Genomic DNA, 23566 nt, shown 5'->3' on the forward strand with positions numbered 1-23566 from the left:
GGGTGAAGGCTCCATCGCCAGACACCGAGCCACCGCTGCCCAACCTGTCGGTGCAGCAGCTCACCTACCTCGTCGCGGCCACCCGGGCCCCCAGCTGGGCACTGGCCGCGCACAGCCTCGGTGTGACCCCGTCGGCCCTCTCACAGGGCCTTGCCGAGCTGGAGCGCCGGGTGGGGGTCCCCCTCTTCGAGCGCCGCGGCCGGCGCCGGCTGCTGCACCCGCAGGCCGCGGAGGTGTTGGCCTACGCCGAGCGGGTCGTGGCCCAGACCCGCGACCTGGCCCGATGGCTGGCGGCGCGCCGCGGCGGGCGGGCCGGCCGCCTCCGCGTGGGCATGATCGACGCCGCGGCGATCCACCACTACCCAGACGTGCTGGCCGCCTTCCGCGCCGACCGGCCCGATCTCGACCTGCTGCTCGCGGTCGCGCCGTCGGGCACGCTCCTCGACCAGCTGCGGCAGGGCGAGCTCGACCTCGCCGTGTGCGTCGCCCCCGAGCCGCCAGCCACCGGGCTCCACGTGGTGCCGCTGCGCGAGGAGCCGCTGGCGGTCTACGCCCCCGGCGGCCGGCGGGCCGGCGACCCGTCCGGCTGGGGCCCCTGGGTCACCTACCCGCCCGACGCCCACACTCGCGCCCTCGTGGCCGACTCGCTGCGGGCCGCGGGCGCACGCTTCGACGTGGTGGCCGAGTCGCACCAGCCGGAGGTGCTCCGCGAGATGGTCCGCCTGGGGCTGGGCTGGGCCGTGCTGCCCGTGTCCCAGGCGGAGCAGGAGCCGCACCCCCTCCGGCGGGCCCGCCGCGAGCCGATCGCCGTGCGGCACCTGGTCGCCGTCCGCCGGTCGGAGGGGCCGGCTGACCCCGGGGCCGATGCCCTGCTGGAGGCGCTGACGGCGGCTGCCTGACCGAATCGGCCGACGCCGCGGCGAGGGGGCCGGACGGGCTGGTGCGCGACGGCCGGCTCGGCGCGCGACCTCCACCCCGACGGGCGGGCAGGGCGGCCCGGGCTCGCTCCCGACGTAGGGTCCACCCGACAGGTCCACTCGGCCGGTCCACTCGACATCGACGGGGAGAGCACATGGCGAGCGTCGTGGTGCTGGGCGGCTGCGGGGGGATCGGCAGCGTGGTGGTGCGCGCGCTGGCCACCGCGCCCGAGGTCGAGCGGCTGGTCGTGGCGGATCTGCGCCGCGACGAGGCCGTGCGGGCCGCAGCCGGGCTGGGTCACCCCGGCGCGTCCGGGGTCGGGGTCGACCTCGACGACCCGGAGACGCTCGACCGGGTGCTGCGCGGTGCCGACGTGGTGGTGAGCTGCGTCGGCCCCTTCTACCGCTACGGCCCGCCGGCGCTGCGCGCCGCGATCGCGGCCGGCGTCGACTACGTCGACGTGTGCGACGACCTGGCACCCACCCTGGAGATGCTCGCCCTGCACGACACCGCCCGGGAGGCCGGGGTCCACGCCGTGGTCGGCATGGGCAACTCGCCCGGCGTGGCCAACGTGTTCGCCCGGCTGTGCGCCGACCAGCTGCTCGACCAGGTGGAGTCGGTCGACATCATGCACATCCACGGCGGCGAACCCGACGAGGGTGCCGCCGTGCTCAAGCACCGGATCGCGGCCATGACCAGCGACGTCCCGCTCTTCGTCGACGGCGGGCTCGTCACGGTCCGCCAGCTCGAGCCCAGCGGCGAGCGCTTCGTCCAGGAGACGGAGTTCCGCGACGTGGGCACGTACCCCGTCCACCCGTACCCGCACCCGGAGACCGTCACGCTCCCCCGGCACCTCCCGGGCCTGCGGCGGGTGACCAACCTGGGCGTGGTCTTCCCGCTGTCGTACTTCCGGATGACGCAGGACCTGGTGCGGGCGGGAGCGTGCACCGAGGAGCCGGTGCGGGTCGGCGACCTGGAGGTGCAGCCGATCGACGTGGCCGTCGCCCTGCTGCGCGCCCGGCGACCCCGGCTGCTGGCCGAGGCGGGCGTCACCGGGCCGGCCGGCTGCCTCAAGGTGGTGGTGGGCGGCCGGCGGGGCGGCGAGCAACACTCCTACGTGTTCCAGATGTCGTCGCAGGTCGCGGGCGCCGGTGAGGGCACCGGCATCCCGGCCGCCATCGGGGCGCTGCTCCTGGTCCGCGACGAGGTCGCCGGCCCCGGGGTGCTGCCGCCCGAGGCCGCGATCGACCCGGGCCGGTTCCTCGAGCTGGCGGCGGAGCTCATGGCCCGCCTCGGGCTGACCGGCGGGTCGGGGCCGACGGGAGCGGGCCCCACCGTCGAGCTCACCCACGTCCACCCCGACGGCACCGTCGAGGTGATCCCGCTCCTGGGTTGAGCCGGGACCCGCGTCCCACCACCCGGCTGCGCGAGGCTCGGCCGATGACCGAGCCCCTGCTGGCACCCAGGCCGCCCGACGACTGGGACGAGGAGACCACGGCCCTGCTGTCGAACCCGTCCAACCCCGGCGACGGGGTGCTGAACATCTTCGCGACGCTGGCCCACCACCCCAAGCTGCTGAAGCGCTGGCTCGTGTTCGGCGGGCACGTGCTGGCGAGGAGCACGCTGCCGGCCCGCCACCGCGAGCTGGTGATCCTGCGGACCGGGTGGCGGTGCCGGTCACCGTACGAGTGGGGGCAGCACGTCTCGATCGCCAGGGCCACGGGCATCACCGACGAGGAGATCGCACGCGTGGCGGCCGGACCCGAGGCGCCCGGCTGGGATCCCTTCGAGGCGCTGCTGCTGCGCGCCACCGACGAGCTCCACGACGACAGCGCCCTCGGCGAGGCGACGTGGCGTGCGCTGGCGGAGGCCTACGACGAGCAGCAGCTGCTCGACCTCGTCTTCACCGTGGGCCAGTACCACCTGGTCTCGATGGCGTTGAACTCGTGCCGGGTCGAGCGCGACGACGGCGTCGACGACACGACCGTGCCCTTCCCGGCCCGCTGAGATCGCCCGGATCGCCCGATCAGGGGTCGGACGGGTCGGGCGGCTCGCCGTGCAGGCGTGCGGCCTGCCACCGCCACGCCCGCCACCCGATCATCGCCGAGGACCCCGCGAACAGCACCAGCAAGCCGATCGAGGCCACCGGCCACCAGGGCGGGTCCTGCGGGTCCTCGCCGAAGAACCCCCAGTCGGGGCTGCCCAACATCCACAGGGCGCTCGCGGCGAAGCTGAAGAGCACCGCCACGATCACGGTGCCGAGCACCCAGACGCCGACGGCGACGGCGACGGCCGCCGCCAGCCCGACCTGCGGCCTCGACCCGGCGTCACCCACGCCCACATCATCCCAGGACGAAGGGGTGTCTGGTGCCGCCGCCGGGCGCGAACGGACCCCGGACCGGGCCGAGGCCCGGACCCGGGGTCCGTCCAGGGTGGTGCGGGCTCAGATCACGCGGACGTTCTGCGCCTCTTCACCCTTGCGGCCGGGAGCGACGTCGAACTCGACCCGCTGACCCTCCTCGAGGCTCCGGTAGCCGGAGCCCTGGATCGCCGAGAAGTGGACGAACACGTCGTCGCCACTCTCCCGGCTGATGAAGCCGAAACCCTTCTCGGCGTTGAACCACTTGACGGTGCCAGTTGCCACTTCGCTTCTCCTTGATGTACGGGGTGGTGCGGTGTTGCGGTTTCGGCTGGGCCGATCGGGGCGCGCCGCGAGGGGCGCGGCGCGAGGGACGTCGCGGCGAACGTGGGGCGCCGCGGGCGGACGGGGTGGGGCGTCGATGGATCCGGCGTCGGGCGAGGCCAGGCCGACGGGGAGGTCGAGGGCCCGCTGGAGCCGAGCGACGTCCTTGGCCTGAGCGGTGCCGACCAGCGACACGACGGTGCCCTTGGCGCCGGCCCGGGCGGTGCGGCCCGAGCGGTGCACGTAGTCCTTCGGGTCGGCCGGCGGGTCGAAGTGCACGACGCAGGCCACCTCGTCGACGTGGATGCCCCGGGCCGCCACGTCGGTGGCGACCAGGGCGTCGACTTCGCGGGTGGCGAAGGCGAACAGGGCACGCTCGCGCTGGCTCTGCGAGCGGTTGCCGTGGATCACACCGATCCGCACGCCGGCCCGCTCGAGGTTCTTGGCGACCTTGTCGCTCCCGTGCTTGGTGCGGCAGAACACGATCGTGGGGCCGGCCTTGTGCACGATGTCGGCGCACAGTCCCACCCGGTGCTCGCGCTCCACCTGCCAGAAGAGGTGGTCGGCCTGCGGCTCCTGGCCGGCGTCGACGGCGAGCTCGTGGCGGGCCGGGTCGCGCTGGTACCGCCGGACGAGGACGTCGACGGCGCCGTCGAGCGTGGCCGAGAACAGCAGCGTCTGGCGCGACGCGGGCGTCTGGTCGAGCAGGCGCTTCACCTCGGGGAGGAAGCCCATGTCGGCCATGCGGTCGGCCTCGTCGAGCACGACGACCTCGACCTGGTCGAGGTGGACCTCGCCCTGGCGGATCAGGTCGCCCAGCCGGCCGGGGCACGCCACCAGCACGTCGACGCCCCGGCGGAGCGCCCGGCGCTGGCCCTCGATGCCCACCCCGCCGTAGCAGCTGGCCACGCGGACGCCGCGGGCCCGGCCGAGCAGGTCGAGCTCACGCTCCACCTGGGCGGCCAGCTCGCGGGTGGGGACGAGCACGAGGCCCCGGGGGTACCGGGGGGTGGCTCGCGACACCCTGGCGACCAGGGGGATGCCGAAGGCGAGGGTCTTGCCGGAGCCGGTGGGGGCCCGGCCGCACAGGTCGCGCCCGGCGAGCCCGTCGGGGAGGGTGAGGACCTGGATCGGGAAGGGCGACTCGAGGCCGCGCGCGGCGAGCGCACTGACCATGTCGGTGGGTACGCCGAGATCGGCGAAGGAACGAGACACGCTGAGATGGACTCCGGGTAGACCGCCGGTGCCACCCGGCGCTGGAACGAACAGGTCTCAAGGGGCGAACGAACCTCGAGACGCCTGCCCGACCGAGCGGCGCTGACGCCGCAACCCATCGGAGAAGCGCAAGAAAGCTGCTGTGCCCTCTGCGGCGCACCGGCCGGGTTGGCCCCGAGCGGCGTGCTGGCGGTCATGGTACCAGCCCGGGGCGCCGAGCCCTCGGCGAACCTCGATCCGGCGCCGCCACGGGCAGGGGCTCAGGGGCCGTGCTCGTCGGCCACCACGGTCCGCGGCAGCCGCCCGGCCAGCGCAGCGGCACCGAGGCCCACCGCGGCCGCGAGGCAGAACACCAGCCCCACCGCCCTGCCCTCGGGCCACCCGGCGGTGTCGCCGAAGGCGACCAGCGCGCCGGCGGCGCCGGTGCCCAGGGCGACGCCCAGCACGTCCGACACCTGGAGGGCCGCGGTGGCCGCTCCCTGCCCGCCGGGCGGCGCCGAGGCCAGGACCGACAGCGACAGCGGCGCAGGCCTGGCCGATGCCGAGCCCGGCGACCCCCGCGAGCACCACCGCGGTGGCCGCGGGGACGGCCGGCACCGTCACCAGGACCAGCGACCCGACGCCCACCGCGAGGATCACGAGGCCGCGGCGGACCAGCACCTGGGGGCCCAGCCGGCCCACCTGGCGCTCCTGGATCCAGGAGCCGGCGGCCCATGCCAGGGTCCCGGCGGTGAGGGCCGCGCCGGTGAGCAGCGTGGGCGCGCCCCTGATCCCGGTGACGGTGAGGGGCAGGTAGGCGTCGGCGGCGAAGAACGAGAAGGTGAGCAGCCCCCGCAGCGCGACGGCGGCGGGGAGCCCCGGGGCGGCCCGCAGGGTGCCCGGAGGGGTGAGGCGCCGCAGGGCCAGCGCCCCTCCGACGGCGCCGGCGATCACCAGGGCCGCGGCCAACCCGAGCTCCCCGGCCCCGAGGCCGGCCATGAGGGCGCCTGCGGCGGCGGCGAGCCCCACCGCCGCCAGCACCGACCCCGGCGCGCCGTCGGGGGCCGGGGGCGGCGGCACGGTGAGCACGGCCCGCGCCGCCAGGCCACCGGCCGCGACGGTGACGGGGAGCACGCCGAGGAACACCCACCGCCAGCCAGCCTGCTCCCCCACCACGCCGGCGAGGGAGGGGGCCAGCAGGCCGGGGACCACCCACGCCGTCGACAGCAGGGCGAACATCCGTGGTCGGGCGCCGGCCGGATAGGCCCGCCCGATGGTCACGTAGGCCGCGGCCGGCAGGGCACCGGCGCCGAGACCCTGCAGGACCCGACCGAGGACGAGCACCGGCATCGACGGGGCCAGGCCGGCCACCCCGAGCCCCACCGAGAACAGCAGCAGCCCGGCCAGGAACGGCACCACCAGCGGCACCCGGTCGGCGGCCCGCCCGGTGACGACGATCCCGACCAGGTTCCCGAGGAAGAAGCCGGCGAACACCCAGCCGTAGAGCTGGAGTCCGCCCAGGTCGTCCTCCACCAGGGGGAGCACGGTGGCCACCGCCAGGGCCTCGGTGGCCACGACCGTCACGGTGAGGACGAGGCCGGCCGTGAGGAGACGCCGACCCGGGCTCCAGACCCGGTCGACGCCCGCCGACCGCTCCAGCTGCTCCCGGCCCGGCGCGGGCGCCCCATCCGGGCTCATCCACAGCAGGCTACGGCCGCGCCTGCCCCGGCACCGCTCCCCCTGGGCGTGCCAGGGTGGCGCAGAGGGGGACGGGGGGACGGGGGACGGAGGCGCATGGACCACATCGAGCTCGACCTCGTGGACCTCGACGTGCTGGGGCGGTGGATGGACGAGCAGGGCCTGCCGGCCGGTCCGGTCGAGGCGCTCACGCCGCTCGGGGGCGGCACCCAGAACGTCATGGTGCGCTTCCGCCGGGCTGGCCGCGACTACGTGCTCCGCCGCGGCCCGCGGCACCTGCGGCCGGACACCAACGACGTGCTCCGCCGGGAGGCGACCGTGCTGGCGGCGCTCGACGGCACCGATGTCCCCCACCCGTCGCCCATCGCCGTCTGCCCCGACGCGGGGGTGATGGGCGGCGCCGTCTTCTACCTGATGGAGCCCGTCGAGGGCTTCAACCCCACGGTGGAGCTGCCGCCGCTCCATGCCGCCGACGCCGCGGTCCGCCACGAGATGGGGCCGCAGGCGGCCGCGGCGGTCGCCGCCCTGGGCGAGGTCGACCACGTGGCCGTGGGCCTCGGCGAGGTCGGCCGACCCGAGGGGTTCCTCGAGCGCCAGGTCGAGCGGTGGCTCGCCCACCTGGCGTCGTACACCCAGCTGGAGGGCTACCCGGGCCCCGACATCCCGGGCGTCGATCGGGTGGCCGCGTGGCTGGAGGAGAACCGGCCGACGACCGCCCGGCCCGGGATCCTGCACGGCGACTACCACCTGGCGAACCTGCTGTACCGCGTCGACGGCCCGCAGGTCGCCGCCATCGTCGACTGGGAGATGTGCACCGTCGGCGACCCGCTGCTCGACCTGGGCTGGCTCGTCGCCACCTGGCCGGGGCCGGACGCCGGAGCGGCGGGGAGCACCGGACCGCTCGTGGCCGCGGGGGGACTCCCCGGCCCGGGCGAGCTGGTCGCTCGCTACGCCGAGCGCAGCACCCGCGACCTCTCGGCCGTCGACTGGTACGTGGTGCTGGCCTGCTTCAAGCTCGGGATCGTGCTCGAGGGCACCCACGCCCGGGCGTGCGCCGGCAAGGCGCCGACGGCCACCGGCGACCTGCTGCACGCCATGACCCTGGGGCTGTTCGCCCGGGCCCACGGGATCATCGCCGGACGATCGCCGCGGCGGGGCACACGGCGGCCGTGAGCGACCGGCCGTGAGCGACCGGCGGGGGGCGACCGAGCCCAGCGCGCTGGCTCGCGCCGTGCTCGACGTGGTGCGGCGGCTGCAGCCCGGGGAGGTGCTCTCGTACGGCGAGGTCGCCCGCCGGGCCGGGTGCGCGGGAGCGGCACGAGCGGTCGGCAGCGTCCTGGCCGCCCAGGGCGACGACGTGCCGTGGTGGCGGGTGGTGCGCGCCGACGGCCGGTTGGGCGCACCCGACGAGCGGCTGCAGCAGCGCCGCCTCGAGAGCGAGGGCGTCGACGTTGTCCGGGGCCGGGTGGTGGGCGGCGTGCCCTGATCGGGCACCACGGCGCTCGGGGACCGAACGGCCCCCGAGGAGGGGACCCTCGGCACCTTGACGCCCGAGGTGCGCGGCGCTAGCGAGGGACCCACGGTTCGTGCGGAGGGGGTTGGCCATGCCGAGGACGTCGCGGTCGAAGAACACCTGGCGTTGGGCGCTCGCTGTCCTGGCCGTGCTCGGGCTGGTGGCCGCGGCCTGCGGTGACGACGACGACGGCGGCGCGTCCGACACCACCGCTGGTGGCGCCGACACCACGACCGGCGGCGCCGACACCACGGTGGCCGGTGAGCCGGTGCCGGGCGGCCGGCTGGTGGTGGGCATCGAGGCCGACACGTCGAGCCCATGGACCCCGGCCCAGATGACCTGCCCGGTGGCGTGCCACACGGTGGCTCGCAGCGTGTACGACACCCTGGCGCTGATCGGCGAGGACGGCGAGGCGGTGCCCAACCTGGCCGCCGGCATCGAGCCCAACGCCGACTACACGCAGTGGCGCATCACCGCCCGCGAGGGGGTCACGTTCCACGACGGCACGCCGTTCGACGGCGCGGCCATCGCCGACAACCTCACCCGCCAGAAGAACAGCTTCCTGACCGGCAAGATCCTGGCCGACGTGACCTCGATCGAGGTCGACCCGGCCGACCCCATGACCGTGCTGGTCACCATGGGCCGGCCCTGGGTGAAGTTCCCGATCGTGCTGGCCGCCCAGCCCGGCTACATCGCCTCGCCCACCTGGCTGGCCGCGGTCGACGGCGACCCCAGCCTCGCCACCCAGCCGGTCGGCACCGGGCCGTTCGTGTTCGAGTCGTACCAGACCGGCCAGGGCTACACGGGCACCAAGAACCAGGACTACTGGCGCGAGGGCATGCCGTACCTGGACGAGATCGAGTTCCGGATCATCCCCGACGGGGAGACCCGCCAGAACGCGCTGCTGGCCGGCGACATCGACATCATGCACACCAACAACGGCGACGTGATCTCCCAGCTGCGCGAGCAGGCCGACGCCTTCCCGATGCCCGAGGTCACCGACGGCGGCGAGACCGTCTACTTCTTGTTGAACGTGGGCGACGAGGCCTCGCCGCTGGCCGACCGCGACGTGCGCTGCGCCCTGGCCCAGGCCACCGACACCGCCACCATCCGCGCCGCGGTCACCAACGACGTGCCCGCGCTGGCCAACGGCCCGTTCGCCCCCGACCGCGTCGGCTACCTGGAGGACACCGGCTACCCCGCCTACGACCCCGAGGCGGCCAAGGCGGCGATCGAGGCGTGGGAGGCCGACAACGGGCCCCTCGAGATCGCCTTCGCCACCACCAACGACAGCATCAACCTGCTCACCGGCCAGCTGCTCCAGCAGATGTGGAACGACGCCGGGGCCGAGACGAGCATCGAGCAGATCGAGCAGAGCCAGTTCATCGTCACCGCCCTGCAGGGCGACTTCGAGGTGTTCCAGTGGCGCAACCACGGGGCGCCCGACCCCGACGGCGAGTACATCTGGTGGCACTCGTCGAGCGCCCTGCCCGTCGGCGAGCTGGCCCTCAACTTCGGCCGCATCCGAGACGACGTGATCGACGAGAACCTCGACCTGATCCGAGGCGACCCCGACCCGGCCGTCCGCCAGGAGGCGGCCGAGGCGATCAACCGTCGCTTCGGGGAGCAGTGCTACAACCTCTGGTACAACTGGACCGTCTGGGCGCTGCCCCACGACCCGTCGGTGCAGGGCGTGCTCGGGATGACCGCTCCCGACGGCGTCCCCGTGATGGAAGGCCTCGGGAACACCTCTGGGGCCTTCTACCCGCAGGCCCTCTGGATCGAGCAGTAGAGGCCGGCGCGCCAGCCGTCCCGGGGGATCCGCGCCACCGCAGGTCGAGTTCGGCTGCTTGCCATCCGATCGTTATCGATATATCGTGATCGTGTGCCGATAGCCAACGATACGAGGAGGCACACGATGCGACCTACCACCCACCGGCCCGAGGGCCGGTTCTCCCGCCACGCGGCCGGGCCCGGGCCCGGGCCGGGCGGGTTCGATCCCCCCGGCTTCGGCGGGCCGCCGTCGCGGGGCCGCGGCCGCGGCCGGGGACGCGGCCGCGGGGCGGGGCGGGCCCGGCGCGGCGACGTGCGCGCCGCGGTGCTCGCACTGCTGCTCGAGCGACCCATGCACGGCTACGAGATGATCCAGGTGCTCGACGAGCGCACCGGCGGGGTGTGGAAGCCGAGCCCGGGCTCGATCTACCCGGCCCTGGCCCTGCTCGAGGACGAGGGCCTCGTCACCGCCGACGCCGCGAGCGGCAAGCGGCTCTTCACCATCACCGACGCCGGCCGGGAGGCCCTGGCCCGCGAGCCGCGCGACCGCTCCCCCTGGGAAGAGGTCACCGACGGCATCAACCCCGACGAGCTGCGCCTGCGCGAGCTGGTCGGGCAGATCGTGATGGCGACCCACCAGGTGGTCGAGGCCGGCACCGACGCGCACAAGGCCAAGGCCGTCGCCGTGCTCGCAGAGAGCCGCCGCCGGCTCTACGCCATCCTCGCCGACGCCGACTGACCGGCGCGCGCCCGAGCGCGGCCGAGGAGCCCTCGCGCCGCGCTCGGGGCGTGCCCCCGGACGGGGGGATCAGCCGATCGCCTTGGCCTTCAGCCGGTTGAACTCGGCCTCGTCGATGACGCCCTTCTCCTTGAGGTCGGCCAGCCGGGCCAGCTCGTCGGCCGTGCTCGACGAGGCGCCGACGGCGCTGCGGATGTACGCCTGCGTGGCCTCGTCCTGCGCCTGTGCGGCCCTGATGGCGTGCTCCTGCATCTTGTGGCCCCGGGCGATCAGGTAGACGAACACCCCCAGGTAGGGGAGGACGATCACGAAGATCACCCAGATGGCCTTGGCGAACCCACCCATGTCATCGCTCCGGAAGATGTCGCCGAACACGACGATCAGGAGCCAGATCCAGATGAAGAACATGAAGAACCAGAGCATCGACCAGAACACCTGGCCGGTCCCGAACTCCGCTGCGAGCGTCAACACGTGCTGCCTCCCTAAGACGATGCGAGCGCATGCTGCCACGGATCGCTCCGGGATTCCTCACCCAGAAGGGGTGGGCGCCGGCCGGGCGGCCCCCGACCCGTGCGGAGCGCTCGCCCACCATCCTGCGTCGTGGGCGGCTTCTTCGACCTGAGCCTGCCGGACGCGCGCGGCCCGGGCGAGGTGGCGGGCATGTTCGCCGGCGCCGAGGCGGCCGAGGTGCACAGGGCGCGTCCGGTGGGGGTCTCGGACGACTGGTGCCGGTCACGACCCCGCGCGGTCGAGCTCGGCGAGGATCCGCTCGCCGTCGGGATGGGCGAGGACGCGAGCCGTGACGTCGGCACGCTGGCGCTCGGCCACGAGCGCCGGCTGCTCCACCGTGGCCCAGCGCACCAGCCCCGCCCAGAACCGTTCGATCAGCTCCCGGCCGGGCACGGTGCCTCCGTCGACCGTGCGGAAGGTCACCGACGCGACCTCACCGAGGTACAGGCACAGGGAGCGGACGTGGATCTGCTCGTCGGCGCGGATGCGGTCGACGATCTCGGCGGCCTCCTCGGCGCCGGGCCGCCGGTCCGCGAAGAGGTCCGGCGTGCGGAGGATCGCCTGGGCGTCGGCGAAGCCGAGCTCGGCCCGGAACTCGATGATCAGCAGGTTGGCGAGCAGCGACAGCAGGCCCTCGACCTCGGGCGCGACCTCGGGAATGAACCGGGTGCCGGCTTCGGGCCGGGCGATGTTCTCCGGCGGCTCCACGTCGGCATGGGCGCCTTCGCCGAAGGCCAGGTCGCGCGCGACGAACCACATCACGTCGTGCCCGCCGATGCCCTCGGCCGGGAGACCGCCCTCGTCGAGGCCATGGGCCCGCAGCAGCCCACGGTTCAGGTGCCCGATGGCCATCTCGGACAGGTCGTCGACCACGAAGGGCTGGAGGTCGGGGAGCTCGACCTCGGCGAGCAGCCGCCCCTTCGCCTCGATCTTGCCGGTGATGGTGAGCTGGTTCCAGAACGTCTCGCCCAGGCCGTGGCGGAGCAGCACGCGCTGCTGCTCCACGTTGGGCCAGCGCACTCCGGCCAGGAGGGAGGCATCGGCCTGGAGCGGCTCGCCGCCCCGGCGTCGCAGCGCGGCGGTCCAGTGGTCGAGGGCCTCGTCGCGCACCAGGGCGCGCGGCGGCTGATAGGTGCCGTCGTCGAGGAAGCCACCGTGCAGCCGGTGCCCGGCGACCACGTGCGGTGCCGCGTACTCGTGGTCGCGCAGCAGCTCGCGCTCGTCGTACACCAGCTGGTCGGTGGTCATGCCCCGCACCCCCTGCGATCCCCGGTCACCGCTCGCGCCGTACCGTAACCGCCGGGGCCCTCGCCGGGGCCGCTCGACCGGCCCGGTCCACAGAGCGCGGGCCAGCGCGGGCACGGGCGCCAAGTGCTCGACCGCCTCGCCGAGGGGCCGACCGAGCACACGCCCCGAGCAGCGAGGTCAGGGATCGCCGAAGCGGGCGCGGGTGAGCTGGGCCTCCAGCAGCTGCTGGCGCACGGGGTCGACCGGCGGCGGCTGGTCGGCCAGCTCGGCGAGCCGGGCGAGGGCCCGGTGCAGCGCGTCGAAGCGGCGGCGCTCCCGCCGCGGCAGGCGCCGGCGGGTCTGCAGCAGCGCCCGCCAGTGGGCGAACACGTCCACCTCGGGGTGAGGGATCCCGTAGCGATCGGCGAGCACCGGCACCAGCACCTCGAACCGTCGTCGCTCGGCACCCCGGGCCCGCACCAGCATCACGACGGTGGATCCGAACAGCAGCACGAAGCCGCCGGCTGCCGCGAGCACCACCGCCGCCTCGTTCACTGCCTCGGCCAGGGCGATCGAGCCGTTCCACGTGGCGTGGAACCCGGCCGCGATGGCCCAGCCCCAGAGGAAGGCCGGGGCCACGGGCCGTCGGCGAGCCACGGCCAGCCCGACCGCCAGGCCGATCCACATCGTGAACAGCGGGTGGGAGAAGGGGGTCAGCACCCCCCTGACGACGAAGGTGGCGACCAGCTCGCCCCCTCCGCCGGCGAGGGCGTAGTACTCGACGTCCTCGACCACCGCGAAGCCCAGCGCCACCCAGCCGGCGTAGACGATGCCGTCCATCACGCCGTCGAGCTCGCGGCGACGGAGGGCCCACACCACGCCGAGCCCCTTCATGCCCTCCTCCACGAGCGGGGCCGACACGACGGCGGCGGCGGTCTCGCCGGCCACCGCGGCCGTGATGCTGTTGACGATCACGGCCACGAGCACGGCGACGGTGCCCCCCCACAGCACGGCGTGGAGCCTCGACGCCCAGGGCTCCGGCTCGACCCGGTCGAGCCAGGCCAGGGCGGGCAGGACGATGGCCAGGGGGACGAGGGCGAGGGGCATCACGACCGGCGACACCACGGCGGTGAGCACCACGAGGGGCACCATCAGCACCGACGCCGCCACCACCGGCGGGCTGAGCCAGGCCGGCAACCGGGGCCGCCGCCCGGCGAGCCCTCCCACGTAGGCCGTCCACGACCGCCCGTCCCACCACCGCCAGGGCGCCGCCCGCCACGGGTCGGGGTACCACCCTGCGACCGCGGCGGCCGGGGGCGGCGGGACGGGTGCGAGCGGTGCGGTCATGGCTCGGGGCGCAGCAGCGGGCGTCGCGACGGGCGGGACGAGCCACGGGTCCGCGGGGTCACGGCGAGATCATCGCTCGCCCGCCACGAGCTGCAGCGCAGGCCGGCGACTCAGGCCGTGGCGTGCTCCACCCGGCCGTCCGGGCGGCGGGCGAACCGCCCCTGCCCGACCCCGTGCACCGGGTCGTCGTCGGGCCAGGGCCAGCCCCCGAACCCGGTGCGGCGGTAGTCGGCGAGGGCCCGCTCGATCCCGGCCCGGTCGTTCATCACGAACGGCCCGTACTGGGCCACCGGCTCGCCGATGGGGCGACCCTGCAGCACCAGGAGCTCCACGCCCTGCCCGCCGGCGATCGGCACGGGCTCGTCGCAGCGCACCACCGCGCCCGTGCCGACCGGGAGCTGGCGCTCACCGATCCGCACCGACGCGCCCTCGAACGCGTAGACGGTGCGCACCGTGGCGGGTCCGGCGGCCGCGGGGAGCACCCAGTGCGCCCCGGGCTCGAGGCGCACGTGCCAGATGGCCACGTCGGCCTCGGGCCGGGCCGCCCACGATCGTGGCGGCGGGGGAGGCGGGACCAGGCCCTCCAGGGCCCCGGCGATCACGGTGACCTCGGTGATCCGGCCGCCGTCGTCGACAGCCGTGTACCGCGGGATCTCGCGATCCCACAGCATCGAGAAGTGCGGGTCGACCAGCTTGTCGTCGGCCGGCAGGTTGACCCAGATCTGGAAGAGCTCGAGCGGGTTGGGCCCGCCCTCGTCGAGGAGGGGGAACATCTCGGCGTGCACGATGCCGCCGCCGGCGGTGAGCCACTGCACGTCGCCCCGGCCGTACCTGGCGGCGGCGCCGAGGGAGTCGGCGTGGTCCACCAGGCCCCGGCGCACGAAGGTCACCGTCTCGAAGCCCCGGTGGGGGTGCGCGGGGAAGCCGGGGACACGGTCGCCGTGGTACATGCGCCACCCGTCGAGGCCTGCGAAGTCCTGCCCCAGGTCCCGCCCCGCCAGCGTGGCCGCCGGCCCCAGCCGGCCGTTGCCGGCGGGGTAGGCGTCGTCGTGATGGACGCAGAACAGGAAGGGGTCCACCGTCGGCCACGGGACGCCCAACGGCATCGTCTGGATCACCGGGTCGCGCATCGCTCCAGGCTACGGGCGGCCGCCCCCGCGCCCACCCGAGCTCGGCCGGCTGGGTGCCGGCCGACGCACCTCGAGTGGACGACTGCTGGCCCACGCAGGTGCTCGTGGCGCTCGTGTTCGGGACATTCGTCGGCCTGGTGCCACCCCGGCCTCGATCGACGCCCTGGAACCGACAGCACTGCTGCCATAACATGTCGTGGCCTGCCGAACCCGGGAGGGCGACGGCCGATCACCCGGCACCGCGAGCCACGCCGGTGGCTGGGCCTGATCCAGGAGGATCCTCATGACCGATCTCGTCCTCGACTCGCTCCAGCGCCGCATGGCCGCCATGCACTCGCTCTACTACCAGGCCGTCGACACCATGGGCATCGAGCACGTGAACCACGTCGAGCGCGAGGGCGTGCTGCCCATCGCCTTCTCCCTGTTCCACTTCACGAACATGGAGGACGCGTCGTTCATGCTCATCACCGGCCAGGCGCCGGTCTGGGGAGACGAGTGGCAGTCGCGGGTGCGGATGGCGATCGACGACCACGGCAAGGAGCTCACCGTGGCGGAGATGATCCATCAGCAGGTCGGCGACTACGACGAGTTCCGGGCCTACCAGCGCGCCGTGTTCGAGCGCACCGAGGGCTGGCTGGCCCGGCTCGACCCGGCCGAGCTCAACCGCATCGTCATCCCCCGACCGCTGCCGGACCAGTTGGCCAGCACCTACAGCGCCAGGGTGGCCGGCCCCGACGGCATCACCGTGCTCGACGCCGCCGAGTGCTGGATCTACCAGCACGGGCTGCGCCACATGGGCGAGATCGAGCTGGCCCGCGGCCTGGTGGGCCTGGGCGGCATGACCAGCTGACCGGGCCCCGCCCCGGCCCCGCCCGGGCACCGCCCACCTCCCGGTCACCCGAGGGCGAGCAGCTCCTCGAAGGCGTCGGCCAGCCCCTTGGCGAAGGCATCCGCGTCGGGGCAGGCGTCGGGGTCCACGTGGATCCCGAAGTTCAGCTGGCCGTCGTAGCTGAGGATCGCGATCCCCAGGCTGAGGTTCGCGGCGAGCGGCACCACCGGGTAGATCTCGAGCAGCCGGGCACCCAGCACGTACAGGGGCAGCTGTGGGCCGGGCACGTTGGTGACCACCACGTTCACCAGCGGGTTGTGCTCGACGAGGAACCGGCTGGTCAGCGCCAGCACCGGCGGCAGGAACGTGTCCGCCCACTCGAAGATGAGCTCGGTGCCCTCCTGCTCGCCGCTCTGCTTCAGCACCCCCATGGCGTCGCGGACGATCTGCAGCCGGGCCGCCGGGTCGGGCTCGTGGACCGGGAGCACGGCGACCAGGCTGCTGACCACGTTGCCGAGGTGCTGGTCGCCGGCCTGCCGCGTGCTCACGGGCACCAGGGCATGGAGATCGATGGCGTCGACCGGCTCGCCCCTGCCGGCGAGGAGGGAGCGGAGGCCACCCGCCACCGCCGCCAGGATCAGGTCGTTCACCGTCACGCCCAGCCGGTGGCTCAGCTCCCGCAGCTCGACCAGCGACTCGCGCACCGTGAGGAAGCGGCGCCGCACCCCGACCGGGCGGTTCAGCGACGACCTGGGGGCCAGGTTCTCGGGCCGCACCACCGAGCCGAGCGCGCCGACGCGCTCGCGCAGACGCTCCGTCGACCGGGCCGTCGAGGCCACCGCGCGGGCCCATCCCACGGGCACCAGGGCCAGCTCGCGGGCGCTGTCGGCCAGCAGCTGCACGCCCGACGGCGCCGGGCGCGGCTCCCACGGCTCGGGCTCGGCCAGCCCGGCCTCGGGGTCGGGGTGCAGCAGCACCGTCAGCGTGCCGGCCCCGCTCACGCCGTCGACCATGGCGTGGTGGATCTTGTCGACGATGCCGATGCGCCCGCCCTGCAGCCCGTCGACGAACCACTTCTCCCAGAGCGGCTTGGTCCGGTCGAGGGGCTGGCGCTGGAGGTCTTCGGCCAGCTCGACGAGCTGCTCGTCGGTGCCGGGGGCCGGCAGGCCGATCACCTTCACGTGCTCGGCGACGTCGAAGCGGTCGGCGTCGACCCACACCGGACGGCCCAACGACAGCGGCGTCGACATCAGCCGCTGGCGGTACTTCGGGAGCAGGTGGAGCCGCGACTCGACCAGGCGACGGAGATCCTCGATCCGGATCCTCCCCGAGCCGTCGACGAGCGGGGCCCGCTCGACGATCGACAGGGACCCCACGTGCAGGGGCACCCCGGGTCGCTCGATGTCGAGGAACGTGGTGTCGAGCGACGAGAGCCGCTCGTAGCTGGGTGCGCCCACGGAACCCCTCCCCTGCCCGGTGCCCGGCCGAGTGGGCGCAGGCTAGTGGGTGGCCGCGGAGCCCCGCCCCCGGGCCACGGGCCGGCCGCGATTGGTAGACACGGGGTCGGGAAGGGGTGGACGGACGATGACCGAGCTGCGAACCGCCCGCTGGTACGGGAAGCCCGATCGCGACGGGTTCATCCACCGGTCGTGGATGAAGTCCGACGGCTATCCCGACGACCTGTTCTCGGGCCGGCCCATGATCGGCATCTGCAACTCCTGGTCGGAGCTCACGCCGTGCAACAGCCACCTCGACAAGGTGGCCGAGCACGTCAAGCGCGGGGTGTGGGAGGCCGGCGGCGTGCCACTGGAGTTCCCGGCCATGTCGCTCGGGGAGACCCAGCTGCTGCCCACCGCCATGCTGTTCCGGAACCTGATGAGCATGGCGGTCGAGGAGTCGATCCGGGGCAACCCGATCGACGGCGTGGTGCTGCTCGGGGGGTGCGACAAGAACACCCCCGCCCAGGTGATGGGGGCGGCCTCGGTCGACCTGCCCACCGTCGTGCTGTCCGGCGGCCCCAAGCTGACCGGCCGGTTCCGGGGCAGGCCGATCGGCAGCGGCACGGACGCGTGGCGGTTCGACGAGGCGGTGCGGGCCGGCCGCATGTCGATCGACGACCTGTCCGAGGCCGAGGCCTGCATGTCGCGCAGCGCCGGCTTCTGCAACACCATGGGTACCGCCTCGACGATGGCGTCGCTGGCCGAGGCGATGGGCCTCACCCTCCCCGGCAACGCCGCCATCCCCGCCGCCGACTCCCGGCGCCTCACCCTCGCCCACCTGACGGGGCGCCGGATCGTGCAGATGGTCCGCGAGGACCAGCGCCTCTCGGCGGTGCTGACCCGAGCCTCGTTCGAGAACGCGGTCAAGGTGTGCGCCGCCATCGGCGGCTCGACCAACGCCGTGGTGCACCTGCTCGCCATCGCCGGCCGGGCCGGCGTGCCCTTCGTCCTCGACGACTGGGACCGGCTCGGGCGCGGCATCCCCCTGCTCGTCGACCTGATGCCGTCGGGCGAGCACCTCATGGAGGACTTCCACGCGGCCGGTGGCCTGGCGGCGGTGATGCGCGAGATGGGCGATCACCTCGATCTCTCCGCGCCCACGGTGTCGGGCCGGCCGATCGGCGAGCAGGTCGCGACGGCGGTGCGCGTCGGCGACGACGTCATCCGGCCGATCGGCGACCCGATCCGCGCCGATGCCGGGATCGCCGTGCTCCGGGGCAACCTGGCCCCGGACGGGGCGGTCATCAAGCCGGCCGCGGCCACCGCCGCCCTGCTCCGCCACACCGGGCCGGCCGTGGTGTTCGAGAGCATCGAGGACCTCAAGGCCCGCATCGACGACCCCGGCCTCGACGTCGACGCGGACTCGGTGCTCGTCCTGAAGGGCTGCGGGCCGAAGGGGTACCCGGGCATGCCCGAGGTGGGGAACCTGCCGCTGCCCCGCAAGCTGCTGGAGCGCGGCGTCACCGACATGGTGCGGGTCTCCGACGCCCGGATGAGCGGCACCGCCTACGGCACGGTCGTGCTCCACACCGCCCCCGAGGCGGCCGCCGGGGGGCCGCTGGCGCTGGTGCGCGACGGCGACCCCGTCACCCTCGACTTCGACGCCCGCACGCTCACCGTCGCGGTGCCCGACGAGGAGCTGGCCCGGCGACGAGCGGGCTGGGCAGCGCCGGCGGGCGCGCCCGCCCGCGGCTACGCCAAGCTGTACGTCGACCACGTCCTGCAGGCCGACCGGGGTGCCGATCTCGACTTCCTCGTGGGGGCCAGCGGGTCCGACGTCCCCAGGGAGTCCCATTGACGGCGTTGGTCACAGGGGCCGGCGGCGCGCTCGGCGGTGCCATCGCCGCCCGCCTGGCCGCCGACGGCCACCCGGTCGCGGTGGTCGACATCGACGCCGCCGGCGCGGAGGCGACGGCGTCGCGGATCCGCTCCCGCGGCGGTGCGGCGGTCGCCTTCCCCTGCGACCTCCGCGACGCGGATCGCATCGCCGCGACCTTCGTTGCGGCCCAACACGACCTGGGCCCCCTCGCGGTGCTGGTCAACAACGCGGCGGTCTTCCCGTCGGGGCCGTTCGTCGACGTCACCGTCGAGGAGCACGACGAGACGATCGCCGTCAACCAGCGCGCCTACTTCCTGTGCGCGCAGCACGCCGCCCGCTCGATGATCGCAGCCGGAGAGGGTGGGAGCATCGTGAACGTCGCCTCGATCACGTGGCACGGGTACTGGGCCCACATGTCGCCGTACGTGGCCGCCAAGGGAGCGATCATCGCGATGACCCGGGCCCTGGCCCGCGAGCTCGGTCCCCGCGAGATCCGGGTGAACGCGGTGGCGCCGGGGGCGTTCCCGACGAGGGCGGAGCGCATCCAGCACCCCGACCTCGGGGCCTACGAGCGCCACGTCCTCGACTCCCAGGCGCTCAAGCGGCGAGGCACGTTCGACGAGCTGGCCGCGGTGGTGTCGTTCCTGGCCGGCGCGGAGGCCTCGTTCGTCACCGGCCAGACGCTGAACGTCGACGGGGGCTGGGTGATGACCTGACGGCGACGCCCGGGGATGCCCCGGCCCCCACCGCAACGCACGCATCGGAGGTCGACATGACGTTCTCGACGGTCCCCGGGCTCGACGGCCCCCCCGAGGTGGGTGTCGGCATGCTCGGCTACGGGTTCATGGGGCGGGCGCACTCGAACGCGCTGACGGCGATCGGCTCGGTGGCCTGGCCGCCGCCGGTCCACCCTCGGCTGCGGGTGATCGCGGGGCGCACGGAGCACGCCGTGCAGGATGCGGCGCGCCGGTTCGGGTTCGAGCGGGCCACCACCGACTGGCGCGACGTGGTGGCATCGCCCGACGTGACGGTGTTCGACAACTGCGGCCCCAACGACCTGCACGCCGAGCCGACGATCGCGGCGGCCCGCTCCGGCATGCACGTCGTGTGCGAGAAGCCGCTCGGACGGGACGCCCGCGAGTCGTACGAGATGTGGAAGGCGGTGGACGCCACCGGGGTGGTGCACATGACCGCCTTCAACTACCGGTTCTTCCCCGCGGTCCAGCTGGCCAGGCAGCTGATCGAGGCCGGCGAGATCGGCGAGATCCGCCACTTCCGCGGGCGCTACCTCCAGGAGTGGCTCGTCGACCCGGCGTTCCCGCGGACGTGGCGGCTGTCGAAGGGCAGCGCCGGGTCGGGCGCCCTGGGCGACCTGGGCGCCCACGTCGTCGACCAGTCGCGCTTCCTCGTGGGCGAGCCGGTGCGCGTCACCGCGGTCATGACCACCTTCGTGTCCGAGCGGCCCGGCGGCACGGTCGACGTGGACGACGCCTTCGAGGCGACCGTCGAGTTCGAGAACGGGGCCATCGGCACCTACGAGGCCACCCGCTGCGCCCCCGGTCGCAAGAACTCCATGCGCTGGGAGATCAACGGCACCCGGGGCACGATCGCGTTCGACCAGGAGAGGATGAACGAGCTGCAGGTGCACCTGGCCGGCTCGGCGCCCGGTGGACGGGCGCAGGGGTTCCGGACGGTGATCGTGTCCGAGGCGTACCACCCGTACCAGTCGCTCTGGTGGCCCCCCGGTCACCTGATCGGGTGGGAGCACGTGTTCGTGCACGAGCTGCTCCACGTCCTCGAGGCCGTCAGGGGCGACCACCCCGTCGCTCCCCTCGGCGCCACGCTGGAGGACGGCTACCGCTGCGCCGAGGTGTGCGAGGCCATCGCCCTGGCGGCCAGCAGCGGCGAGCGCCGGAGGGTCGTGTACCAGCCGTGACGCGGCGCCTCACCGCTTCGCCGTTCTGTGCACCGAGACCGCCGGATTCCGACCTCGCGCGTGCACAGAACGCGCAGCCCGGCGACCTCACTCGCCCGCGGCCGCCTCGAAGGGGCCCAGGTCGGGGCCGTCGCCGATCCACCTCGGGTTGCCGGCCGCGTCGTGGTCGAGCCCTTCGACGGCCGCGCCCGCGTCGCGGGCGGGGCTAGTGGGGAGGGGCACCACGTCGCCCGCCTCCGGGTCGGTGAGCTGCGGGTCGCCGACCACCAGGTCGACCTCCCAGCCCAGGTCGGCCAGCGACGCACGCTCGGCCACCGTGACCGACCGCTCGTCGCCCACGTCGAGGAGCTTGGCCGAGGCGTCGTCGACCAGCGTGCGGCGGAGCACCACCGTCGAGCCGGGCGGCACCCAGAAGCCGCTGCCGCCGTTGTCGGCGACGATCGAGTTCACGATCTCGAGGAGCACCGGCTCGCCGGAGTCGTACCCCCACGTGCCCACGTAGCCCTCCTCGCCCGGCCGGAGGTGGTGGGTGACGAGCACGTGGACGTACCGGTAGCGGCCGGGCTGATCGCCGACGAGGGCGGCGTCGGCGCCGGTGCCGTCGACGACGGTGTTGATCACGTCGCCGCCCCGCCACAGCTTCACGCCGTTGCGGTCGACGTCACGCACGGCGCTGTCGAGCACGACGACGTCGTCGGCCTTGGTGTCGATGCCGTCGCCGCCCGCCCCCGACACCGTGCAGCCGATCACGGCGACCTGGCGACCGTCCTCGATGGCGACGGCGTCGGCCGCGGTGTCCTGGCTGCCGGCGCGGCCCTCCACCCGCACGCCCTCCAGCCACCAGTGGGCGCACGGGCCGGCGTTGCACGAAACACCCAGGTCGGCGCCGTCGACGACGACGTCCACCACCAGCAGACCGTCGACCGCCGGCGGGGTGCCGGGCACCTCCCGGTTGTCGCCGAAGGCGATGACCCCCTCGCGGAAGTCGCCCTCGAGCTGCTCGATCCGGAGCCGCTGCAGGGTGACGTCGCGCAGGGTGCCGCCCTCGCGGTCGAGGGCGACCCCGGTGCGGAAGCCCTGGAGGGTGACCCCCTCGACGACCACGCGGTCGGCGCCGATCTCCACGCCGGTGGTCTGGCCGGCGGCAGCCCGCACGACCACGGCCCCGTCGCCGTCGGCCCGCAGGCAGACGTCGGGCTCGGCCAGCACGAGGGCGCGGGCGTCGTCGTCGTTGGGCTCGGTGTACGTGCCCGGCTCGACCAGCACCACCGTGCCCGGCCCGGCGCCACGGAGGGCGTCGGCGATGCTCGACCCCTCCGCCACCCGCACGGTGCGGGCCGCGTCGGCACAGGCCTCGTCGGCCGGCCGCGGGAACCGGGCGACCTCGAGGGGCACCCAGGTCTCCGGCAGCGGGCGGGGTCCGGCCGCCAGCGCCTCACCACCCACGCCCGACCCCTGGCCGGGTGGGGCGCTGGGCTCGGCGCCTGGCGAGCAGCCACCCACGAGTGCGGACGCGCCGGCCAGCGCCAGCGCCGCCACCACCGGCCACGAGGGCCGGCGCGGCCGTCGGCGGAAGCGGCCCACCACCCCAGCATGCGCCCAGCGGCGGGCGCTGGCGACCGCTGCCGGAACGCTGCAGGCCCGGCCCTGCGCGGGCCTAGGCCCGGACGGGGACCAGCCGCTTGCGGGCCAGGCGGTCGGCCGACGGCCAGCGGACCTCGTCGGCCCAGCCGAGCCGCTCGAACACCCTGATCATCCGGGCCGACGGGTCGAGCTGGCGCCGGTCGACGCCGTGGCGTGCGAGCTGCGGGAAGGCGTGGTGGTTGTTGTGCCACGACTCGCCGAAGGTGAGCGGAGCCAGCCACCAGACGTTGCGCGACTGGTCGGTGGTGACGAACCGGCGGCTCCCGACCATGTGGCAGACGGAGTTGATCGAGAACGTCACGTGCTGGGTGATCCCCACCCGCACCAGCCCCACCCACACGAACGCGGTGAGGGCCCCGGCCAGGCTGCGGTGCGTCATCCAGCCGATCAACAGGGGCAGCACGACGGTGATCGCGGCGATGAGGGGGAAGAGCCGGTCGATCGCCCGGAGGTCGCGATCGGCCCGGAGGTCGGCGACCTGCGGATCGGACGTGGGCACCCCGCGACCCAGCAGCCAGCCCACATGGGCGTGGACGAAGCCACGGAGCACGCCGAGCGCCCCGGACCCGTGCCCGACGGGGGAATGGGGGTCACCGGGCCGGTCGGTGGTCTTGTGGTGGGCGCGATGCACGGCCGTCCAGCCCACGGGGCCACCCTCGATCGCCGTCGAGCCCGCCAGCGCGAGCACCACCTTGAGCCAGCGCCGCGGTCGCAGGGCACGGTGGGCGAAGGTGCGGTGGTAGCCGATCGTCACGCCGAAGCCGCTCACCACGAACAGCGCCGCGAACAGTGCGACGTCGGCCCACTGGGGGCGGAGCAGCGGCCATCGGACGACGGCGGTGACCCCGGCGACGACCGGAACGACGATGATGGCCCAGCTGGTCAGCTGCTCGACGCGCCCACGGCGCGGCGGCGGGGATCCCACTGACTCGGGATCGGCGTCCTGGCGGACGGCCCCGTCGGGATCGGCGTCCTGGCGGACGGCCACGTCGGGATCGGCGTCCTGGCGGACGGCCACGTCGGAGGGGGCGTTCTGATGGACGGCGACCACGTTCACTCACTCGCTCTGAGGCACCCGGATCTGGCGAACTCGGCGAGAGGTGCTGG

The 23566-nt window shown here is 74.5% G+C and carries 21 protein-coding genes; 11 read left to right on the plus strand and 10 right to left on the minus strand.

Translation table 11 applies throughout. The annotated features are described in order from the left end of the window. Positions 1 to 2 precede the first annotated feature (2 nt). The 3 genes from IPM45_07415 to IPM45_07425 all read left to right on the plus strand — a co-directional run bounded on the left by IPM45_07415 (position 3) and on the right by IPM45_07425 (position 2925). Positions 3 to 899: a LysR family transcriptional regulator gene (locus IPM45_07415; GenBank protein MBK9179396.1), complete on the plus strand. Its 897-nt coding sequence runs from the start codon at positions 3 to 5 to the stop codon at positions 897 to 899. 173 nt (positions 900 to 1072) lie between these two features. Continuing rightward, complete coding sequence (locus IPM45_07420) at positions 1073 to 2314, plus strand: saccharopine dehydrogenase NADP-binding domain-containing protein (GenBank protein MBK9179397.1); 1242 nt, start codon at positions 1073 to 1075, stop codon at positions 2312 to 2314. A 44-nt stretch (positions 2315 to 2358) separates the two neighbouring features. Next, positions 2359 to 2925 (plus strand): carboxymuconolactone decarboxylase family protein, encoded by a 567-nt coding sequence (locus IPM45_07425; GenBank protein MBK9179398.1) that lies wholly within the window; start codon positions 2359 to 2361, stop codon positions 2923 to 2925. A gap of 19 nt (positions 2926 to 2944) precedes the next feature. Here IPM45_07425 and IPM45_07430 read toward each other — a convergent pair whose 3' ends face one another. The 3 genes from IPM45_07430 to IPM45_07440 all read right to left on the minus strand — a co-directional run bounded on the left by IPM45_07430 (position 2945) and on the right by IPM45_07440 (position 6493). Further along, positions 2945 to 3253, minus strand: coding sequence for a hypothetical protein (locus IPM45_07430; protein ID MBK9179399.1), 309 nt, complete (start codon positions 3251 to 3253; stop codon positions 2945 to 2947). 108 nt (positions 3254 to 3361) lie between these two features. Then, positions 3362 to 4777: a DEAD/DEAH box helicase gene (locus tag IPM45_07435; protein ID MBK9179400.1), complete on the minus strand. Its 1416-nt coding sequence runs from the start codon at positions 4775 to 4777 to the stop codon at positions 3362 to 3364. A gap of 96 nt (positions 4778 to 4873) precedes the next feature. After that, the gene (locus IPM45_07440) at positions 4874 to 6493 is read right to left on the minus strand and encodes an MFS transporter (GenBank protein ID MBK9179401.1); all 1620 of its coding nucleotides are present in this window, start codon (positions 6491 to 6493) and stop codon (positions 4874 to 4876) included. A gap of 96 nt (positions 6494 to 6589) precedes the next feature. Here IPM45_07440 and IPM45_07445 point away from each other — a divergent pair, with 96 nt between their 5' ends. The 4 genes from IPM45_07445 (at position 6590) to IPM45_07460 (ending at position 10518) form a co-directional block, all read left to right on the plus strand. Continuing rightward, positions 6590 to 7666 (plus strand): phosphotransferase family protein, encoded by a 1077-nt coding sequence (locus IPM45_07445; GenBank protein ID MBK9179402.1) that lies wholly within the window; start codon positions 6590 to 6592, stop codon positions 7664 to 7666. Positions 7667 to 7676: 10 nt separating this feature from the next. Continuing rightward, positions 7677 to 7979 carry an MGMT family protein gene (locus IPM45_07450; GenBank protein ID MBK9179403.1) on the plus strand — a complete coding sequence of 101 codons (303 nt, stop codon included), beginning with the start codon at positions 7677 to 7679 and terminating at the stop codon, positions 7977 to 7979. A gap of 118 nt (positions 7980 to 8097) precedes the next feature. Then, positions 8098 to 9798: a hypothetical protein gene (locus IPM45_07455; GenBank protein ID MBK9179404.1), complete on the plus strand. Its 1701-nt coding sequence runs from the start codon at positions 8098 to 8100 to the stop codon at positions 9796 to 9798. Positions 9799 to 9924: 126 nt separating this feature from the next. Next, positions 9925 to 10518: a helix-turn-helix transcriptional regulator gene (locus IPM45_07460; protein ID MBK9179405.1), complete on the plus strand. Its 594-nt coding sequence runs from the start codon at positions 9925 to 9927 to the stop codon at positions 10516 to 10518. Positions 10519 to 10587: 69 nt separating this feature from the next. Here IPM45_07460 and IPM45_07465 read toward each other — a convergent pair whose 3' ends face one another. The 4 genes from IPM45_07465 to IPM45_07480 all read right to left on the minus strand — a co-directional run bounded on the left by IPM45_07465 (position 10588) and on the right by IPM45_07480 (position 14732). After that, positions 10588 to 10941: an SHOCT domain-containing protein gene (locus IPM45_07465; GenBank protein MBK9179406.1), complete on the minus strand. Its 354-nt coding sequence runs from the start codon at positions 10939 to 10941 to the stop codon at positions 10588 to 10590. 309 nt (positions 10942 to 11250) lie between these two features. Further along, a complete protein-coding gene (locus IPM45_07470) occupies positions 11251 to 12276 on the minus strand; it encodes a hypothetical protein (protein ID MBK9179407.1) in 1026 nt (341 codons plus the stop codon). 177 nt (positions 12277 to 12453) lie between these two features. Beyond that, on the minus strand, positions 12454 to 13602 hold the full coding sequence (locus IPM45_07475) for a PrsW family intramembrane metalloprotease (protein ID MBK9179408.1): 1149 nt from the start codon (positions 13600 to 13602) through the stop codon (positions 12454 to 12456). A gap of 110 nt (positions 13603 to 13712) precedes the next feature. Continuing rightward, a complete protein-coding gene (locus IPM45_07480; protein ID MBK9179409.1) occupies positions 13713 to 14732 on the minus strand; it encodes a pirin family protein in 1020 nt (339 codons plus the stop codon). 283 nt (positions 14733 to 15015) lie between these two features. Between IPM45_07480 and IPM45_07485 the strand changes: the two genes are divergently transcribed. Beyond that, positions 15016 to 15582 carry a DinB family protein gene (locus tag IPM45_07485; protein MBK9179410.1) on the plus strand — a complete coding sequence of 189 codons (567 nt, stop codon included), beginning with the start codon at positions 15016 to 15018 and terminating at the stop codon, positions 15580 to 15582. A 44-nt stretch (positions 15583 to 15626) separates the two neighbouring features. Here the strand turns inward: IPM45_07485 and IPM45_07490 are convergent, their stop codons facing one another. Further along, entirely contained in the window at positions 15627 to 17018 is a 1392-nt protein-coding gene (locus IPM45_07490) for a wax ester/triacylglycerol synthase family O-acyltransferase (GenBank protein MBK9179411.1), read from the minus strand. A gap of 127 nt (positions 17019 to 17145) precedes the next feature. Between IPM45_07490 and IPM45_07495 the strand changes: the two genes are divergently transcribed. Genes IPM45_07495 through IPM45_07505 form a run of 3 tightly spaced genes read left to right on the plus strand, consistent with a single transcriptional unit; the run spans position 17146 to position 20815 of the window. After that, positions 17146 to 18858: a dihydroxy-acid dehydratase gene (locus tag IPM45_07495; protein MBK9179412.1), complete on the plus strand. Its 1713-nt coding sequence runs from the start codon at positions 17146 to 17148 to the stop codon at positions 18856 to 18858. Further along, positions 18855 to 19595: an SDR family oxidoreductase gene (locus IPM45_07500; GenBank protein ID MBK9179413.1), complete on the plus strand. Its 741-nt coding sequence runs from the start codon at positions 18855 to 18857 to the stop codon at positions 19593 to 19595. Before IPM45_07495 ends, IPM45_07500 begins: the two co-directional genes overlap by 4 nt. 56 nt (positions 19596 to 19651) lie before the next feature. Continuing rightward, entirely contained in the window at positions 19652 to 20815 is a 1164-nt protein-coding gene (locus IPM45_07505; protein ID MBK9179414.1) for a Gfo/Idh/MocA family oxidoreductase, read from the plus strand. Between the two features lie 87 nt (positions 20816 to 20902). Here the strand turns inward: IPM45_07505 and IPM45_07510 are convergent, their stop codons facing one another. Together IPM45_07510 and IPM45_07515 are read right to left on the minus strand one after the other, a co-directional pair. Continuing rightward, positions 20903 to 22399 carry a hypothetical protein gene (locus IPM45_07510; GenBank protein MBK9179415.1) on the minus strand — a complete coding sequence of 499 codons (1497 nt, stop codon included), beginning with the start codon at positions 22397 to 22399 and terminating at the stop codon, positions 20903 to 20905. A gap of 73 nt (positions 22400 to 22472) precedes the next feature. Next, positions 22473 to 23345: an acyl-CoA desaturase gene (locus IPM45_07515; protein ID MBK9179416.1), complete on the minus strand. Its 873-nt coding sequence runs from the start codon at positions 23343 to 23345 to the stop codon at positions 22473 to 22475. Positions 23346 to 23566 lie beyond the last annotated feature (221 nt).

The organism is Acidimicrobiales bacterium, assembly GCA_016716005.1.
In the GTDB taxonomy this organism is placed as follows: Bacteria; Actinomycetota; Acidimicrobiia; order Acidimicrobiales; family JADJXE01; genus JADJXE01.